Annotated in this window: 14 protein-coding genes; 11 read left to right on the forward strand and 3 right to left on the reverse strand. The window is 60.8% G+C overall.

The window, feature by feature from the left end; all coding sequences use genetic code 11:
* The first annotated feature begins 223 nt into the window (after positions 1–223).
* The 7 genes from M0H32_RS05265 (at position 224) to M0H32_RS05295 (ending at position 7,230) form a co-directional block, all read left to right on the forward strand.
* A complete protein-coding gene (locus M0H32_RS05265) occupies positions 224–1,135 on the forward strand; it encodes an ROK family protein (RefSeq protein WP_248151636.1) in 912 nt (303 codons plus the stop codon).
* Complete coding sequence (locus M0H32_RS05270; protein ID WP_248151638.1) at positions 1,132–1,881, forward strand: copper homeostasis protein CutC; 750 nt, start codon at positions 1,132–1,134, stop codon at positions 1,879–1,881. The genes M0H32_RS05265 and M0H32_RS05270 overlap by 4 nt, the downstream gene beginning before the upstream one ends.
* Positions 1,878–3,047 carry a Gfo/Idh/MocA family protein gene (locus M0H32_RS05275; protein WP_248151648.1) on the forward strand — a complete coding sequence of 390 codons (1,170 nt, stop codon included), beginning with the start codon at positions 1,878–1,880 and terminating at the stop codon, positions 3,045–3,047. Before M0H32_RS05270 ends, M0H32_RS05275 begins: the two co-directional genes overlap by 4 nt.
* An 8-nt stretch (positions 3,048–3,055) precedes the next feature.
* Complete coding sequence (locus tag M0H32_RS05280) at positions 3,056–3,952, forward strand: carbohydrate ABC transporter permease (RefSeq protein WP_248151650.1); 897 nt, start codon at positions 3,056–3,058, stop codon at positions 3,950–3,952.
* Positions 3,942–4,784 (forward strand): carbohydrate ABC transporter permease, encoded by an 843-nt coding sequence (locus M0H32_RS05285; RefSeq protein WP_248151653.1) that lies wholly within the window; start codon positions 3,942–3,944, stop codon positions 4,782–4,784. Before M0H32_RS05280 ends, M0H32_RS05285 begins: the two co-directional genes overlap by 11 nt.
* Positions 4,785–4,817: 33 nt before the next feature.
* Positions 4,818–6,029, forward strand: coding sequence for an ABC transporter substrate-binding protein (locus tag M0H32_RS05290; protein ID WP_248151655.1), 1,212 nt, complete (start codon positions 4,818–4,820; stop codon positions 6,027–6,029).
* Positions 6,030–6,102: 73 nt separating this feature from the next.
* Positions 6,103–7,230, forward strand: a complete 1,128-nt coding sequence (locus M0H32_RS05295) for an ABC transporter ATP-binding protein (RefSeq protein WP_248151673.1) — start codon at positions 6,103–6,105, stop codon at positions 7,228–7,230.
* A gap of 345 nt (positions 7,231–7,575) precedes the next feature.
* Here the strand turns inward: M0H32_RS05295 and M0H32_RS05300 are convergent, their stop codons facing one another.
* Genes M0H32_RS05300 through M0H32_RS05310 form a run of 3 tightly spaced genes read right to left on the reverse strand, consistent with a single transcriptional unit; the run spans position 7,576 to position 10,679 of the window.
* Entirely contained in the window at positions 7,576–8,643 is a 1,068-nt protein-coding gene (locus M0H32_RS05300) for a D-TA family PLP-dependent enzyme (protein WP_248151676.1), read from the reverse strand.
* 3 nt (positions 8,644–8,646) lie between these two features.
* Positions 8,647–10,155 (reverse strand): M81 family metallopeptidase, encoded by a 1,509-nt coding sequence (locus M0H32_RS05305; RefSeq protein WP_248151682.1) that lies wholly within the window; start codon positions 10,153–10,155, stop codon positions 8,647–8,649.
* A gap of 2 nt (positions 10,156–10,157) precedes the next feature.
* Positions 10,158–10,679, reverse strand: coding sequence for a hypothetical protein (locus M0H32_RS05310; RefSeq protein WP_248151685.1), 522 nt, complete (start codon positions 10,677–10,679; stop codon positions 10,158–10,160).
* 87 nt (positions 10,680–10,766) lie between these two features.
* On the opposite strand from M0H32_RS05310, the gene M0H32_RS05315 reads away from it, so the two are divergent.
* The 4 genes from M0H32_RS05315 to M0H32_RS05330 are packed head-to-tail and all read left to right on the forward strand — an operon-like array spanning position 10,767 to position 14,729.
* On the forward strand, positions 10,767–11,153 hold the full coding sequence (locus tag M0H32_RS05315; protein ID WP_248151687.1) for a RidA family protein: 387 nt from the start codon (positions 10,767–10,769) through the stop codon (positions 11,151–11,153).
* A 4-nt stretch (positions 11,154–11,157) separates the two neighbouring features.
* A complete protein-coding gene (locus M0H32_RS05320) occupies positions 11,158–12,024 on the forward strand; it encodes a MurR/RpiR family transcriptional regulator (RefSeq protein ID WP_248151688.1) in 867 nt (288 codons plus the stop codon).
* Positions 12,017–12,814 (forward strand): SDR family oxidoreductase, encoded by a 798-nt coding sequence (locus M0H32_RS05325; protein ID WP_425607294.1) that lies wholly within the window; start codon positions 12,017–12,019, stop codon positions 12,812–12,814. Before M0H32_RS05320 ends, M0H32_RS05325 begins: the two co-directional genes overlap by 8 nt.
* A 4-nt stretch (positions 12,815–12,818) precedes the next feature.
* Complete coding sequence (locus M0H32_RS05330) at positions 12,819–14,729, forward strand: beta-N-acetylhexosaminidase (protein WP_248151690.1); 1,911 nt, start codon at positions 12,819–12,821, stop codon at positions 14,727–14,729.
* Positions 14,730–14,732: the final 3 nt, after the last annotated feature.

Below are 14,732 nucleotides of genomic sequence, written 5' to 3' on the forward strand. Positions count from 1 at the left end.
CGCGTGACGTTTTCCCGGCACGCGTGCGTGCTGCCTGTCCGTAGCCCGGCCGCACCCTGGCCGCGTGACGACGGCATCGGTATTTTCCGCGCGGTTTCCGTGCCCAATTCATTAAAAAAGCCATGCCAATTATATTTTCGGGTTTACTAACAGCACAATTGGGCTCATATTGGTATTATAACTGGATGCAAACAAATATAACCCAGAGGCGTGTCCGCGGGCGATGATCACCTGTTTTGATATTGGCGGTTCCTTCATCCGCCACGGGCTCCTGAAAAAGGACGGTTCTGTCGCGGAAAGCGGCCGGGTCGCCACGCCCGGAAACGATTTCCAGGCTTTCGTCAGCGCAATCGAAACCTGCGCAAGCGCGGATCACGGCCCGATCTCCATTTCTCTTGCCGGTGCTTTCGACGAGCGCAGCGGGATTGCGGATGTGGCCAACATTCCCTGTCTTCACAAGCGCAACGTAAAAGCCGATCTGGAGGCCGCACTGAACCGGCCGGTCCTGATCACAAACGATGCCAACGCCTTTGCCCTTGCAGAGGCGGTTGACGGAACCGGAAAAGGCAAACAGGTGGTTTTTGGCATTATCCTTGGCACCGGCGTTGGCGGCGGCCTTGTGGTCAACGGCCAATTGGTGACCGGTTTCGGCGGCATTGCCGGCGAGTGGGGCCATGGCCCGATCGTCGACCCGACAGCCGGCGGCCAGCTTCAGGGTCTCACCCATTACCCTTGCGGCTGCGGCCAGACCGGGTGCATCGATGCGGTCTGTTCTGCCCGCGGTATGGAAAAGATCCACCAGACCCTGCACGGCGTTGCGCTGTCCAGCAAGAACATCACGGCTGCATGGCATGGCGGTGACGATCAGGCGACCCGCACGGTCGAAGCGTTCGCAACCTTGTTGTCCCGCGCCCTCTCCGTGCTTGTGAACACGCTCGGTCCGGACGTTATCCCCGCCAGCGGCGGTCTTTCCGGCGACGAGACGCTGCTGTCGCTGATCGACCGGAAAACCAGAGAACTGGTGCTGGCCGATTATACCGACCCGCTGATCATCAAGGGTCAGTTTGCCGAAAACGGCGGATTGCGCGGAGCCGGCATTGTCGCCCGCAAAACTTTCGGCGAGGTGGCGGCATGAGCCCTGTTGCTCTCGAAGTGTGTGTCGATACGCTTGAAGGCGCCTGGATCGCTGCTGAAAACGGCGCCGACCGGATCGAGCTTTGCGCGGCACTGTCGGAAGGCGGACTGACACCGTCCTTCGGTGCGATGACCGCCGCCGCCAAGCTGCCGGTGCCTGTCTACGCGATGATCCGGCCGCGCAGAGGCGACTTTCGTTATTCCGACATTGAAAAAACCGCGATGCTGCACGACATCGAGGCCTGCGGGAAAGCCGGCCTTGCAGGCATCGTTATAGGAGCGGTCGACGACCAACACGCTCTGGACCGGGAGTTCCTGGCAGCGGCGCTCGAAAGCACGTCACTGCCGGCCACGCTGCACCGAGCCATCGACACGGTTCGGGACTACGAAAAAGCTGTCGCGGACGCAATCAAGCTCGGCTTCGAACGCATCCTGTCGTCCGGACAGGCCGACAAGGCGGAACTTGGTATGGATCGGCTTGCGAGCGCAGTTCGGGTCGCGTCCGGGCGGATTTCGATCATGGCCGGTTCCGGCGTCAACGCGGCCAATGCCCCCCGCATCCTGAAACACACCGGAGCGCCGGAACTGCACGCGTCCTGTTCCAAGCCCAAGGGAGATGCCCCCGCGCCCGGCATTTCCGAGACCCGGCTTGGTTTTGTTGCCGCCACTGGCACCCGCGATACGGATGCCAGCCTCGTCCAGTCGCTGCGCCACGTCATGGATATTCACGCGGAGGATGCCGCATGAAGACCGGATATGTGGGCCTTGGCGCCCGGATCGCCCATGTTAGCAACTGCTTGCAAAACGTTGCAGGCGACATTGATCCGCGCGCCTATGTCGACCCGACCCCGGCGGGCCTGAAACAGGTCGAGGCCAGAAGCGGCTCCACGCTGGCCGCCTACGACGACCTGGCGTCGATGCTGCAGCGGGAGAAGCTCGATCTGTTGATGATCGGCTCCCCCAATTTCATGCATCTGGATCATCTGCGGACCGCGCTGGAATCGGATGTGAAATACATCTTCTGCGAAAAGCCTGTCGTCACCACGGAAGCCGAAACCTTCGAGCTCCTGTCCCTGATGAAGGCTCATGGCGGGGAAAAGCGGGTCATCGTCGGCCTGGTGCTGCGCTATTCGCCGCTCTACACCGAGCTGCAGAAAAGCCTGAAGGCCGGCCAGATCGGCAAGGTGGTTTCGATTGAGGCGGCGGAACACATCGGCCCCTATCACGGCTCGTTTTTCATGCGCGACTGGCGGCGCTACGAGAAGAATTCCGGCGGCTTCATGCTGGAAAAATGCTGCCACGACCTGGACCTCTATCAGGGCGTGACCGGCTGCCGGCCACGCTATGTCTCAAGTTTCGGTGGCCGCAAGAGCTTCGTGCCGGACAACCGGCCGGACCAGGATCACAGTTTCCCGACGCCCGTCTACAAGGACCGCGTCGATCCGTTCACCCCGCGCTGGGGCGGCGGCAATGCCGATTTCGATAGCGACGGCGACATTATCGATTACCAGACTGCGCTGATCGAATACGAAGACGGCGCCAATCTGTGCTTCCACACCAATCTCTATGTTCCCGATGAATTCCGCCGTTTCGCGGTGATGGGCACAAAGGGCATGGCGGAAGGCGACTTCATCCGAAACTACTTCCGGGTCCATGACGCTCTGACCTCGGCCTGCCTGATCGATCGGCCGAAACTGGTCGATGCCGGCCGGGACGGCCATTACGGCGCCGACGACGCCATGGCCCGCGATCTGACGCATTACTTCAGAAATGGCGGCGGCCTGCCGGTCGGGGTTCTGGATGCGCTCGAAGCCGGGCTCACCGCGATCAAGCTGGACGAAGCGCGCCGCGCGCGCGCCGTCCTCGACCTGAGCGACACCTGGCAGCAATTCGACAGTTACGGCCTGGCATAGGGGGATCCATGGCGCATACGGCAAAAAAACGAGACTATTTTCCGTACCTCCTGCTGGTGCCGGCCACCCTCGTCATGGTGGCGATTGTCGCCTATCCGCTTTACGAGACCTTCCGGCTATCCTTCACCAACACCAGCATGAGCCCGAATTTCGAATATGTCGGTCTCGACAATTACGAAAAGCTGATGTCCCGCCGCTTTCCGGAGGTGATTGCAAGGACCTTCTACTGGATGAGCCTGTCGGTCGCGCTGAAAATGCTGATCGGCACTCTTGGCGCGGTGCTGCTGAATGCCATGGTGCCCGGCCGGACCCTGTTCCGCATTCTGGTCATGCCGCCGTGGGTTATCCCGATTGCCATCGGCGTCTTCATCTGGGGCTGGATGTATAACGGCCAGTTCGGCATGATTTCCGGCCTCGCCCAGCGGGTCGGTATCCTGGACGCGCCGTTCGAGTTCCTCGCCTACAAGAATTCGGCCTTCATGGCGACCATCGTCACCGATGTCTGGATCGGCGTGCCGATGGTGACGCTCTACCTGCTGGCCTCGATGCAGTCGATCTCCAAGGATCTTTACGAAGCCGCCTGGGTGGATGGCGCGTCGCGTTTCTACCGGTTCCGCCGGATCACACTGCCGCTGATTATTCCCTCGATTGCCACCATGGCGCTGCTGTCGGCGATCGCGACATTCAATTCCTTCGACATCATCTGGATCCTGACGGAGGGCGGTCCGCGCGGCGCAACCACGACCATGATCATCGACACCTACAAGACCGCGATCAGCCGCTTCAAATACGGCGAAGGTGCGGCCCGGACGGTGATGATCGTCCTGTTCCTCGGCTCCTTCATGTTCGTCTATTTCCTGCTGCTGTCGCGCCTTGCCAAGAGGAGCCCGAACAATGCTGCATAAGTATCGCTGGTACGAATATGTGCTGATCTATGCCGGGCTGGCGGTGTTCCTCACCTTCGTGCTGGCACCGTTCGTGGAAGCCTTCGTGGTGTCGATGCGGCCGCTGACGAGCCTGTTCTCCATTCCCTATCGGTTCATCACCGACAAGATGAGCTTCGACGCCTATTTCACCATGTGGGAGAACGTGCCTCTCCTGTGGATGTACATGCTGAACTCGTTCTTCATCGCGACGGCGGTCACGGTCCTCGGCCTGATCTGCATCATTCCGGCCGCCTACGCCTTCGCCCGCTTCGAGTTTCCGGCACGCAACTCCCTGCTCGGCATCTTCATTGCCGTGAACATGTTCTCCGGCGCCGTGCTGATCATTCCGTTGTTCAAGCTGATGCAGCAATACGGCCTGTTGAACACCTATTTCGCAATGATCGCCCCGGGAACCGCCTTTGTGATCCCGACCGGCATCTGGCTGCTGCGCTCCTATCTGGTGCGCATCCCGAAGGAACTCGAGGAAGCCGCCTGGGTGGACGGCGCCGGCAAGATCTACACGCTCTGGCGCGTGATCATTCCGGTCGCCCTGCCCGGCATCGTGGTGGTCACGATCACCGCCTTCATCACCGCCTACGCGCAGCAGTTCATTTTCGCGCTGACCTTCAATTCCGTGAACGAGCTGAACCCGTTGCCGGTCGGCCTGTTCCAGTTCTTCGGACGGCAGAATGTCGTCTGGAACGAACTCATGGCCGCCAGCCTCGTCGGCATCCTGCCGGTGCTGTTCGTCTATGTGTTCCTGCAACGCTACATCGTCGCCGGCCTGACCGCCGGCGCGGTCAAGGAATAACAAAAACAATAATCCAACCAGAAAGGGAAACAGATGACTTTCAAATCCATGTTGCTGGGCGGTGCTTTTGCCCTCAGCGTCGTCGCCTCCGCGCAGGCGGACGACAAGAACATTCACATCATCGTTTGCGGCGACAACACCGGCGCCGGCATTCCGAAACAGGCTGCCCTGATCGAGGGCTGGGAAGCGAAGAACCCGGGCTTCAAGGTTGAGGTCGAGTTCGTTCCGTGGGGCCAGTGCCAGGAAAAGTCCACCACCCTCGCCTCCGCCGGCAACCCGCCCGCCATTGCCTATATGGGCTCGCGCACGCTGAAGCAGCTGGCCGCCAACGACCTGATCATCCCGGTCAACATGACCGAGGAAGAAAAGGCCACCTATGCCGCGCCGATCCTCGGCACGATCACCGCCAACGGCCAGCAGTGGGGTCTGCCGCGCGCCTTCTCCACCAAGGCGCTCTACTGGAACAAGGACCTCTTCAAGGAAGCCGGCCTCGATCCGGAAACACCGCCCAAGACCTGGGACGAGATGTATGAAGCGGCCAAGACCATCAAGGACAAGACCGACGCCGACGGCTTCGGCCTTGCGGCAGCCTCCTTCGACAACACCATGCACCAGTTCATGAACTACGTTTATACGAACGGTGGTGAGGTGATTAACGCGGACGGCGAGATCGTCTTCAACTCCCCGAACAACGTCGAAGCCCTGGCTTTCTACGGCAAGATGGCAACGGTCTCCCAGCCGGGCCCGGTCGCCTATGACCGTGCCAAGCTGCGTCCGCTGTTCTCCGAAGGCAAGATCGGCATGTTCATTTCCGGTCCGTGGGAGCGCACCCGCGTCACCGACGTGAACTGGGGTGTTGCGCCGATCCCGCACGGTCCGAGCGGCGGTCCGGGCACGCTCCTGATCACCGACTCCCTGGCCGTCTTCAAGGGCTCGGGCGTCGAGGAACAGGCGCTTGACCTCGCCAAGCTGCTGACCAACCCGCAGAACCAGATGGAGTTCGAACTGGCCGAAGGCTTCACGCCGCTGCGTGACCTGCCGGAAGTCAAGGCACTGGTCGAGAAGGATCCGACCTGGGCCGCGTTCCTCGATGCGATCCCGACCGGTGGTCCGGAGCCGTTCGTGACCGATTATGTCGGCCTGCAGGACGCCATCAACGAGGCCGTTCAGGGTGTTGTTCTGGGCGAAATCGATGCGGCTGAAGCCGTAGAGATCGCTGCCGAGCAGCTTGAAGACTACAAGTAACCCTGCGCGCTGACCGGGCCCCTGCCACTCCCACATCCGGGGGCCCGGGCACCAGTTCAAAGAAGGAATGACCATGGGCGAGTTGCAGCTGCGCGACGTACGCAAGAGCTATGGCCAAATGGAAGTCATCAAGGGCGTCAATCTTGATGTGGACCATGGCGAATTCATCGTGTTTGTCGGTCCGTCGGGATGCGGCAAGTCGACCCTGCTGCGCATGATTGCGGGGCTTGAGGAAATCACGGGCGGCGACATCACCATCGAGAAGAAGGTGGTCAACGACCTGCCCCCGGTCAAACGCGGCATTGCCATGGTGTTCCAGTCCTATGCGCTTTACCCGCATATGTCCGTTTACGAAAACATCGCCTTCCCCCTGCGCGTCGAGCGGCTGGCCAAGGACAAGGTCGAGGAGAAGGTTCAGGCCGCTGCCGAGATCCTGCAGCTGACCGAACGTCTCCAGCACAAGCCCGGCGAACTGTCCGGCGGCCAGCGCCAGCGTGTTGCCATCGGCCGCGCCATCGTGCGTGCACCGTCCGTCTTCCTGTTCGACGAGCCACTTTCCAACCTGGACGCGGCCCTGCGCGCTGAAATGCGAGTCGAACTGGCCAAACTGCATTCCGACCTCGACGCCACCATGATCTACGTTACCCATGACCAGGTAGAAGCCATGACCATGGCTGACCGTATCGTCGTGTTGGACCAGGGCGTCATTTCCCAGGTGGGCTCACCTCTGGAGCTCTACCACAAGCCGCGGAATGTGTTTGTCGCCGGTTTCATCGGCAATCCGAAAATGAATTTCATTGAGGTCACCGGCAAGACCGCCGATGCCAACGGCGTCACCGTGACGCTGCCGTCCGGCGCGGACATCACCGTTAAGGTCGCCACGAAAACCGATGTCGCCGGCAAGCCCCTGACCCTTGGCATCCGCCCGGAACATCTCACGCTCGGCACAGCCGAGGCGACCATCGAAGTCGTGCCGAATGTGGTCGAGCACCTTGGCATCCATACCGTCACCTACAGCACGGTGGACGGGGCCAAGGCAACATTCTGCAGCGTTCTGCCGGGCTCGGCTCCGGCGAAGGTCGGCAAGCCCGTGTCCATGGGCCTCAACGGTGCCGACTGCCACTTGTTCAATGAGACTGGACAAGCTTTCGAGCGCCAGCTGTCGCTGGAAGACCTCGACGCAGCGGACATGCATATTTAAGCGTATCTGTTTTTCGAAGCATTCCTAAAAACGGCCGCTGTTAGCGGCCGTTTCAGTTTATTGACAAGGCGCCCCCGTCATTCCGGACGGTTTGCAGCGCAGCTGCATGGCCAGATCCGGAACCCAGCGCGTACTTCGCGCCACAGGCGCGTCTTTATCAATATTTTCAGTCCTCTGATTGGATTTGTGCTCGCTTTCGCTCGCGCCTATGCGCTGGGTTCCGGCTCAGCGTGCAGCGCTGCTGCACTTGTCCGGAATGACGAGCCGAGGGTTTGCCAGCGGTACAAAACGGCCGCAAGTTGCGGTCGTTTGCTTCTGGAATTGGCGGGCAAGTCGTCTGGAGGACTAGACGACTTGCCCACGGGCGGCGACGGGCTCAATGCGCGTCACCACGCCGTCCCGGTGAAACACCAGGCGATCGAAAAGGTTGGACACCACGCAGGTGTGGTTCGGGATGATCCGGACCCGCTCGCCAATCTCCGGTTTTCTCGCCGACCGGCTGAGATCGACAACCGCGTGCTCCTCGCTGAGCGCCGCGATCGAGGCGTCCGGATAGTCGATCAGAAGACCATGATCGACAAAGCCGAGCAGGTCCGACGTCAGCGCCTTCGACCCGGCATCGAGAACTGCCCTTGTTTCCGTCGGCCGCGACACCACCGTTGCCAGCACATGCATGGCGCAATCGTCAAAGTCGCACATGCCCGCCCGCACCATGGACCGGTCGTTGAAGATATAGGTGCCTGCGCGGTGTTCCGTGGCGCTTGGAACCAGGTCGCTGTCGTAAAGACTGGGCGAGCCGCCATGAGAAACAACGGGACAGTCGATCCCTGCTTCGGCGAGAAGAGCAAGCGTCTCGGAGAAAAAGACCTCTACGGCCGCCTCGGACGACGGTTTGGGATAGGTCATCAGCCCCTGGAACCGAAGTCCGGGCGCATTGGCGATGCGGTTTGCAAGCTCAAAGGCTTCAGCCGGTGTCTGCACACCGTTACGGCCGGCGCCGGTGTCGCACTCCACAAGCACTTTCAGCATCTGAGTGTCCTGAAAGGCCTGGGACAAGCCGTCGACGACGACGCTGTTGTCGGCCACCACCTTCAGATCGGTTCTGGTATTGAGCAGTTTGAGCCGGTCGAGCCGCGCCCGCCCCAGCATGTTGAAGGTGATCAGGATGTCGGAGAACCCGGCGTCCGCGAAGACTTCCGCCTCACTGATTTTCTGGCAGTTGATGCCCTTGGCCCCTGCCGCAAGCTGCGCGGAGGCCAGGGCCGGAATTTTATGTGTCTTGATATGCGGCCGGAAATTCCGGCCAATCCGGTCGAAATACTCCTGCGCCACCTTGATGTTGGTGGCCATGACGTCTTCGTCGATCAGAGCGACCGGGGTCAGCAGCTCATGAATGGATTGTCCGACACACATTGCCTAGCCTCCCTGCCTGGCGGCCACGGGCCTAGCCTGATCTTCGCTGTCTCCCTCCGGAGAATGAATTGGCCAGATATCCCTTGGTGCTTTCCTGTATGGGGTCACGCGCGGGTCGTTCGGATAGGGCCGGCCTGCGGCGCAATAAAGGATCAGCGGACTGAGCCGCGCGAAGGATTCATGAAAGTGATTGGTCGATTTGACGACCAGGATCCTGCGCTCCGACGGATCGATGCCGAAATTCGAAAACAGGCTCGTGTCGAAACACTGCGCCCGCGTGGAATTCAAGATCACCTCTATGCCGCCGATCCGGATCAGACTTGCATCGCCAATGGGGACAAAGCTCTCGCCGAACCGCTGTTGCGCATTCTTGATGTTGCGCAGGATTTCGACCTCTGCATCGATCGGATCGCCTGTGTGCGGGGCCGATTTCGCGCCGAAACGCAGCATCATGCGCGCGCCTTCACCAGCCACGTGGCAGAGTTGTACCGCGACCGGGTCCCAGATCGTTCCAAAGGCAATGCTGTCCAGGTTCCTGGCGATGGCTTCCGCGAGCAAGATGGTCGCATCGCCCGCGGTGCCTCCGCCCGGATTGTCCCACATGTCGGCAATCGTGACAGGGCCGCCGTCCTGGGCAAGCGCGCGATCATAGGCTTCTGCAGGCGTCAACTCCGCGCTGCGCACCTTTCCGCGCAGCTGAAAAAGCGCTTCGCCCAATTCCCGAGCGACCCCTGCCCCCAGATCCGGCCGGTTGTCGGTCACTGCGAGCAGTTTGGTTCCCATTTCCGGGACATCGCCGGCCATGAACCCATGAATGACGGAGAGCGACAGGATGTCCGGAGTGTCCCGTTCGCGGCGGATCATGTCATCGACAAACCGGCGCATCGGCTCCGACGTCGTCGGAAAGACATCGATCATTTTCGGATCGAAAACGCTCATCACCGGGCGGATCTCGCCGGCAACGGTGCGCCGGGCGATTTCCCAGGCATCGACCGCCCGGTCGACAAAATCGATATGCGGGAATTCCTTGAACGCAATCAGGGCATCGGCAGCCGCCACCCGTTTGGCCGTCAAATGGCTGTGCGGATCGAAGGTGGCAATGATCGGTATGCCCGGTCCGACGAGCCCCCGGATGCGGCTGAGCAGATCCCCTTCCGGATCGTCATAACCTTCCGCCACCATGGCCCCGTGCAGACCGATCATCACCACGTCAAACGGCGCCTGCGCCTCGATCTGCCCGAGAATCTCGTCGCGCAGGTCCTCGAAGGTCTGCCGCGCGACCAGGCCGGCCGGATCGGCCCAGGCGGCGGTGCCCTCGATCAGGTCCCAGCCATGGGTCCTGGCAAAATCACGGCCCACCGTGACGACGGCGGAACACAGCGTCGGCGTTTCCGGATGCTCACCAGGCCGGGCCAGCAAAGAGGCCCTGAAGGCGTTGATGTCGATCCGGATCGGCGAGAAAGTGTTCGTTTCCGTCGCCAAAACGGCCGTGAATGCGCGGGGTTTGTTCATGGTCAGGCGGCCACCGTCAGGGGATTGGGCAAATACCCCGCGAAGCCGCATATTTTCCAGCGGCCGTCCTTGCGCACACAAAAGTAGAGCGTCTGCCAAAGCAGCCGGTCTTCGCTGCCATCGGCCTTTCTGATCGCACCGTCGAATTTTTTGTGGGCGATCGCCCGCCCGCCCTTGATGTCGATCTGGGTCAGGCGCGTCGCCTCGAAGATCGCCGCCCTTGCGTCCTCGGCGAAGTCGGTCTTCGCGAAATCCTGCGCCTGACGCAGCCATTCGTCCCGATAGGTTTCAAGGTCGGGGAAACCCAGTCTCCAATCATCCGGGTTGGCTGCCTTGCCCCCGTCAACGCCGAAAAAGGCAGCCTCGTCAAAGTCTTCGGCAACCTGCGACCAGTCGGCTGCAACAAAGGCCTCAATGTCGCGATGAACCAGCATGTCCCAGATTTCCGCGCGGTCGGCGTCCTGTCCGGAAAAAGGATTGCTCTGACTGTCTGAAATCGCCTGCATATCGGAAACCATTTTCATTTTGACGGTTGATTTTTGAAAAATATACGGATGAAATAGAACCAATGTCAAACCACTATGTAAATCATTTTCATTTCGGAGCCTAAAATGTCGATCAAACGCTATGGTGCTGAAAAATCAGGAGCCGGCGGCCAGAACCTCCCCTTTGCCCGTGCTGTAGAGGCCGATGGCTGGCTGTACGTCTCCGGCCAGGTGCCGATGAAAGACGGCGAAATTGTCGGCACCGGCATCGTCGAGCAGACCCATCTGACCATCAAGAATGTCATCGCCATTCTGGAAGAAGCCGGCTACGGCCTGGAGCATGTGGTCCGCGTCGGTGTCTGGCTTGACGACCCACGCGATTTCTGGTCGTTCAACGGCGTCTACAAAAGCTACTTCGGCGAGCACCCGCCGGCGCGCGCCTGCGTCCAGGCAACCATGATGGTCGACTGCAAGGTCGAGATCGACTGCGTCGCCTACAAGAAACCGGACTGACACGATGCGGGACATTCTGTCCGTCTTGCAGCAGATCGAGCCGGATCTTTCCAAGTCCGAGCGTATCCTTGCCGCGCTGTTGCGTGATGATGCCGAGTTCATCGTCAACGCCGGTATCACGGATGTCGCCGAACGGGCTGGTGTCTCGCCGCCAACGGTGACCCGGTTCTGCCGGCGCCTTGGCTGCGACAGCTACACCGCCTTCAAAGTCCAGGTGGCCCAGGTCACCTTTGCCGGCACGCGCTATTTGACCGCCAATGCGGCCTCGGCCGCGCCGCATGACGTTGCCGACAGTCTGCTGCACCAGATGCAGGAGGCTGCCGTCACGACACGCCAGGCCCTTGACATGCATGCCGTCGCCCAGGCGGCGGACGCCATTGCCACGGCCGGCATGCTCACGGCTTTCGGTGCCGGCGGCACTTCGTCGATGATATCGGACGAAATGCAGAACCGGTTCTTCCGCCTGGGCCTGCGCACGGTCAGTATCACGGACCATGCCATGCAGCTGATGCAGGCCGCCACGCTCAAGCCAGGCGACGTGGTGATCGCCCTGTCGGTGTCGGGCAGGAACCTTCAGATGGTGCGCGCGCTGGAAGCCGCCAGGACCTATGGCGCGACGGTGATCGCCTTGACGCGTCCGCACCGGCCAGTTGCCGATCTCGCCGACATCACCATCGGCATCGACCTGCCGGAGGGCGACAACATCCTGCGGCCCAGCTCAAGCCGCTTCGCGTTTCTCTATGTAACCGATCTGCTGGCGACCCTGGTGGCCATGAAGCGCGGCGACGAGGCCCGCGAGAGCTTGCGCCGGGTCAAATACCAGCTCAGCAATTCACGCGACCCTGATGACAAGGAAGCCCTCGGTGACTGACCAGAAGCCCAAATCCGTTGCGGTCGTCACGGGCGCCGCCGGTGACATCGGCATCGCGATTGCCCGACACCTTGCGCCCACGCATCATGTTGCAGCAGTGGACATTGACGCGGGCGCTCTAGAAGCTGTCGCCGCAGAATTGAAGGCGGATGGTTTCGAGGCCACTGCCCTCACCTGCGACCTGACGGCCCCGATTGAGATATCCAGAATGGCAACCGAGGCCAAAACGCTCGGCCCGGTAAAGCTCCTGGTAAACAACGCCGGCGCAGCGGCAACCCTTACCCTTCACGGGATGACGCCGGACAGCCTTGCAAAGGATCTGGCGCTCAATTTGGAAGCGGCGCTCAACACGTTCAAGGCGCTTGAAGCCCCGCTCACCGCAAGCGGCGACGGGTGCCTGATCAACATTGCGTCCGTCAACGGCCTCGAAACCTTTGGCCACCCGGCCTACAGCGCAGCCAAGGCCGGGCTTATCCATGCCACCCGCGCGATCGCGGTCGAATATGGCAAATATGGCCTGCGCGCCAACGCCGTTGCACCCGGAACCGTGAAAACCCGGGCCTGGAAAGACCGGGCTGCTGCCAATCCGGGTGTCTTTGACGAGGCGCTCGGCTGGTACCCCCTGAAACAGCTGCCGGAGCCGCACGACATCGCGGCAACCGTCGCCTTTCTAGCCGGCCCCGCCGCGCGCTGCATCACCGGCATTTGCCTGCCGGTCGACAGCGGTCTGACGGCCGGCTCCACCGCTTTGCCCCGTACCTTCACGCAATCTCCTGATTTTGATGGGTAACCTCATGAGCCAATTTATTCTCGACAGCTATTTTCACCCTTCCGACGATTTGAACACCGCACGTCTGGACCTGGTCCTGACCAATACCAGCTCCAAGGCGCTGGCCGCCTTCACGCTCGCCTACACGTCCGTCGTGCGTGCGCGCGCCGAGGCGCGGCTTCAGAATGCCGAAGCTTTCACCCGGATCGCCAATTTCCACGAAATCACACCTCCTGAGAACCTTGTCCTGCAACCCGGCGAAGCCTGGCGTTTTTCCGTCGAGGGCCTGACCAACCAAGCACGCCATCGCCTCGACGGCCCAAAATCCGCTTATCTGACCACTGCCGGACGCATCATTGATGTCCAGTGCACCGACCTTGCGGCACCGAAGGATCTGGACAGCGGAGAACGCAGAAGTGTTCCCGAAGGTGAAATTGGCGAACCGCTCTATATTGTGCCCTGGCCGCAGACGGTCTCCGCGAGCACATATGCGAAGGATGTTACCGCATTTCTGGTGTCGACGGGCGAGACGGAAGACAAGGCGGCAGCCGCCAAGATCAATGCCTTGTCCAAACGGCTGTTTTCAAATGCGCCCGCCCCGTTCCGGTTCACCGAAACCTCCGGCCTGATGGCCTTGTCGTTCCTGGCCGACAATGAACTGCCTGAAGTCGGTTACAGGCTGAGCTTCGCATCGGGTGCCGTCACACTGGCACATGGCGGTCGCACCGGACGCGATTACGGCCTCACTGTTCTGGCGCAGCTTGCCTATGGCACCTATCGCGCACCTGAGACCTATCGCATTCCGTCAGACGGCGTCATCGAGGACGCGCCGCGGTTTTCCTGGCGCGGCACACACCTGGATGTTTCCCGCCATTTCCGTGGACCGAAAGACATTCTTCGGTTGCTCGATATTCTTGCCTGGGCGCGTATGAACGTTTTCCAATGGCACCTGACCGATGACGAGGGCTGGCGCCTTGAGATCAAGGCCTATCCGGAATTGACCGTGAGCGGTGCAAAACGTGGGCCCGGCTGTCAGCAGGTGGCCCAGTTGGGCTATGCTTCCGAGGTCTACCAGGGCGCTTACTCCCAGGACGACGTACGCGAGGTCGTCGCCCACGCGACCAGTCTTAACATCGATGTCTTGCCGGAAATCGACGTTCCGGGCCATTCCTGGGCGGTCTTGAAAACCTATCCCTATTTGGCGGACCAGGCCGAAACGCCGGAAAGCTATCACTCGGTGCAAGGTTACCCCAACAATGCACTCAATCCGGCCATGGATGAGACCTACATCTTTCTTGAAAAGGTCTTTGCCGAAGTCGCAAGCCTGTTTCCCTTCAACTATGTCCATATCGGCGGAGACGAGGTCGACACGAAAGCCTGGCTGGCCTCGCCCAAAACCCAGCGGCTCATGGAAGAACTCGGGCTGAAGGACACGATGGAGGTGCAGGCCTATTTCATGGGTTGTGTCCGTGAGATCCTGAAAAAATTCGACAAGAATCTTGCCGGATGGGACGAGGTGTCCCATGGCGGCGGGATCGACCCGGACGGCGTGTTGCTCATGGCCTGGCAAAAACCGGAGGTGACACGGGACCTGATCCAGCAGGGCTACGACGTCATCTGTACACCGGGACAATATTACTATCTCGACATGGCCCAGGCCTCTGGCTGGCAGGAGCCTGGCGCCAGCTGGGCCGGCGTCTCCTCGCCCGAGGATGCTTATGGTTATGAAGCAACGGACGGTCTGAGTGACGAGAGTGAAGGCACGCTGAAGGGCGTACAGGCCTGCATCTGGTGTGAACACATGATCGACAACACCATCTTCAATCACATGGTGTTCCCACGGCTTTACGCCATTGCGGAAGCCGGCTGGACGGAACCGCAGAACAAAGACTGGCAGCGGTTTGCCGCCCGCAGCCGGCTGTTCCCAAGCCTTTAGAGA

This window comes from Roseibium sediminicola, from assembly GCF_023156505.1.
Classification (GTDB): domain Bacteria; phylum Pseudomonadota; class Alphaproteobacteria; order Rhizobiales; family Stappiaceae; genus Roseibium; species Roseibium sediminicola.

Coding starts and splice junctions, on each gene's coding strand:
- M0H32_RS05275 (WP_248151648.1), top strand. CDS start 1,878: ATGAAGACCGGATATGTGGGCCTTGGCGCCCGGATCGCCCATGTTAGC.
- M0H32_RS05320 (WP_248151688.1), top strand. CDS start 11,158: ATGCGGGACATTCTGTCCGTCTTGCAGCAGATCGAGCCGGATCTTTCC.
- M0H32_RS05330 (WP_248151690.1), top strand. CDS start 12,819: ATGAGCCAATTTATTCTCGACAGCTATTTTCACCCTTCCGACGATTTG.
- M0H32_RS05305 (WP_248151682.1), bottom strand. CDS start 10,155: ATGAACAAACCCCGCGCATTCACGGCCGTTTTGGCGACGGAAACGAAC.
- M0H32_RS05265 (WP_248151636.1), top strand. CDS start 224: ATGATCACCTGTTTTGATATTGGCGGTTCCTTCATCCGCCACGGGCTC.
- M0H32_RS05300 (WP_248151676.1), bottom strand. CDS start 8,643: ATGTGTGTCGGACAATCCATTCATGAGCTGCTGACCCCGGTCGCTCTG.
- M0H32_RS05295 (WP_248151673.1), top strand. CDS start 6,103: ATGGGCGAGTTGCAGCTGCGCGACGTACGCAAGAGCTATGGCCAAATG.
- M0H32_RS05285 (WP_248151653.1), top strand. CDS start 3,942: ATGCTGCATAAGTATCGCTGGTACGAATATGTGCTGATCTATGCCGGG.
- M0H32_RS05290 (WP_248151655.1), top strand. CDS start 4,818: ATGACTTTCAAATCCATGTTGCTGGGCGGTGCTTTTGCCCTCAGCGTC.
- M0H32_RS05270 (WP_248151638.1), top strand. CDS start 1,132: ATGAGCCCTGTTGCTCTCGAAGTGTGTGTCGATACGCTTGAAGGCGCC.
- M0H32_RS05315 (WP_248151687.1), top strand. CDS start 10,767: ATGTCGATCAAACGCTATGGTGCTGAAAAATCAGGAGCCGGCGGCCAG.
- M0H32_RS05280 (WP_248151650.1), top strand. CDS start 3,056: ATGGCGCATACGGCAAAAAAACGAGACTATTTTCCGTACCTCCTGCTG.
- M0H32_RS05310 (WP_248151685.1), bottom strand. CDS start 10,679: ATGAAAATGGTTTCCGATATGCAGGCGATTTCAGACAGTCAGAGCAAT.